Consider the following 2,814-nt stretch of genomic DNA (forward strand, 5'->3'; position numbering starts at 1 on the left):
TGTCACCAGATCTGATGCGCGGCGCCAGCGATCCTTCAGCATTGTGTCCGACAAGCGCGGTGTGTGTCTGGCCGAATTAATGGTCAGTTTGACGGTCGGGGTGGTCGTATTAGCTGCAGCATTGAATGCGCTGAATGTCGCGCAGGCTCATGTGAGCAAACAGCAAAATGATCTGAGACATCAGCAAGATCTTAGACTGGGGTTAGAGGTGTTCGAACAAGAAGTTCGATTAGCGGTGGCCGATTCAATCATCTCAGCGACTCCAGAGGAATTTCGGTTTCATGCCAATATCAGCGCGCAGCGAACGGTGACCACCGGCGCGGTTGTGCCGGGTCAATCGGTTATTGCGGTGCAGGATGGCAGCGGGTGGGGTGAAGGTAAAACCGTAATCATATGCGGCCACCACAGCTGCGAGCCCCATCGACTCTCCCGTTCGGGTCAGCGGTATCAGCTGACCTTGACCGAACCGGTAGCCTCCTCGTTTCCCGCAGGTGTTTCTGTAGAAGTGAATAATCGGGTGGTCTATTACAGCAAGCGAGACGAAAACGGACCGGCGAGACTTATGCGGATGGTCGACGGTGGAGCGAATATCCTCATCGACGATCTGAAAGATCTGCACTTTTCGTATTGGGACGAGCATGGTCATGTCACGCGACAGCCCTCGCTCATGAAGCGAGTCGTGCTGGAAATCGAGTCAAATCACTCTCTGCATAGAATAATGCGGGAAGTGACTTTCCGATCATAGGAGTGAAACATGTAGTATCTCGATGTCAAAGGCCGTTAACGGGGAATTGCGCTTCTGGGGGCTATGGTTATCGCTCTCATTCTATCGTTGTTGGGCGCGACGCTTCTCAATCTCGCTGGGCAAGAGGCCATCAGCGCTGGACTAGCAAGTCAAGCCGTTGTTGCCCATCACCTGGCCGATGCCGCTGGTGAATTGGTGGTGGCTTGGTTTCACAGCCCTCGGACAATTGCAGACGTGCCGCAACTTTCATCTATTCCTGAAAAAAGAAATCATGACAGGGAAGGAGCGCTCTCATTTTTTGATGCGTCCGGTCATTCACAATTCGTAGGTACGGCGGATCATCCGGATGTACTGTTACATATGAGCAGTCCCTCCGATTATCGACTCTTGAATGATCCTGAGACAGGAATGTTTCGCACAATGACACAACTAGGACAAGTGGAAGAACTCAAAATCTACGCGCCGTCCAAGCCGGGTCTGCTATGCACAGTCGATACCACGGTCGCAACCAATACCAATCCTCCGGTCAGGCAATCGATACTCATGCAGTTGGGCGCGCTGGACTTGCCGCCGTTACGAGCCGCCGTGCAAGTGGGGCAGCATCTTGGTCGCTTTCAACCTGGAGGCGAATCACCGGTCTCTGTGCATTGGGGTGAGTTAAAGGTGGGAGGTAATCTGGTCCTCACACACGCTGATGAAATTCCACTGAGGAGCACGCTTGCTCCCATAACCGGGCAGGCATATGAGGAAATGACGCAACGAGAAGATCGTTGGATGGAAGGATGGATTGGCGGGACGGTTCAGGTGACGCACGTACCATCCGAACAGGTCCCTAGTTATCCCAGCAACCTCCACATCAGCCAGAATCCGATTCCGGGAATTCGCTTCGATGAGTGGCCCTATGAACACATAAAGCGAATAGCAAAAAGATTCGGCCGTTACTTCGCGATTGACCGAGAAGGTCTTCTCTATCCGCAGGGCATTGTAGAACCAGGACGTGGGATTTCGCCAGACGAAGTATTTCGATCAAAGGGAATTGGCGACCAGCTTGGTCTGATATTCATCGACACGCTTGATCAGATGCCGCCGCGTACAGACAATCTCGGGGTTGTCAAATTGCACGCTCCCTATTTTGAAGGCATGGCAGTTGTGCAAGGTCACGTTGTGCTTGCTCCCAATGGATCAGGACAGTCTATTGGGGTACGTAGTCCGCAACCAGTAGACCAGGCGTCTGATGTTGCTCGGACGCTCGTTCAACTCTCCGGCATGCATTTCAACGGAGTACTTCATGTCAGTGGAGACATCACAATCACCGGAAAAGTCACGCTATACGGAGCAGTAACATCAAGTGGAACAATCGCCTCAGCTGGTTCAGGAAGCAGTTTGGAGGTGTGGTATGACGACGATCTCAATCGTGGGTACTATCGTGGATTGCCTCAAGTCTATCGTGCCCCTGGTACCTGGATGACACGATATTGAGCCATAGACATGGTATGTGAAGGTGAGCGCCACATAAAATAACTTCTTATTGTCGATGAGAAAGGATGAGATAGAATGATCGCGCAAGGCGTTGAAACGCATCACAAACGGCAGATCCTCTCCGTAACCAGTCTGAAAAAGTCGTCGATGGCTAAACAAGCCCGCAAGATGACGATGGGGCGCAGTCTTTTAGACTGCATTGCCTATCGCGGGCTTGTCAAACAGGCGGAACTCGATGCTGCAATAGAAGAATCCCTATCACGTGAAATTGATCTAGAAACCCTCTTGCTCGACAAGTATCGCGTGCCGAAGTCTGCCCTCGGGTCGGCGCTCAGTGAATTTTATCAATGCCCCTACATATCCTATGATGAGCGAACCGTCATTGACCCGGAGCTTTTGAAAAATCTCAGTTTCGATTATCTCAGAAGGAACGCTTGGATTCCACTGAAACGACAGGGGACCGTCCTCGACATCGTCATCAATGATCCGCACGATCTGGAGAAAGGTCTCGATATACGACGCGCGTTTCCCGGTACGACGATACGTTTCTCCGTCGGACTGCGGCGGGATATTGAACAATATCTCCTTGT

General features: G+C 51.8%; 2 protein-coding genes and 1 pseudogene. All 3 read left to right on the plus strand.

The genetic code is table 11. The features are described 5' to 3' along the window. Positions 1-745: pseudogene (locus ACOSYY_RS02715) on the plus strand (hypothetical protein); the annotation flags it as partial. A gap of 63 nt (positions 746-808) precedes the next feature. Beyond that, on the plus strand, positions 809-2,224 hold the full coding sequence (locus ACOSYY_RS02720; RefSeq protein ID WP_421660736.1) for a hypothetical protein: 1,416 nt from the start codon (positions 809-811) through the stop codon (positions 2,222-2,224). Between the two features lie 75 nt (positions 2,225-2,299). After that, positions 2,300-2,814 (plus strand): GspE/PulE/PilB domain-containing protein (locus ACOSYY_RS02725; RefSeq protein WP_421660737.1); only part of this gene is annotated, 515 nt, incomplete at its 3' end.

The organism is Nitrospira sp. BLG_2, assembly GCF_049222245.1.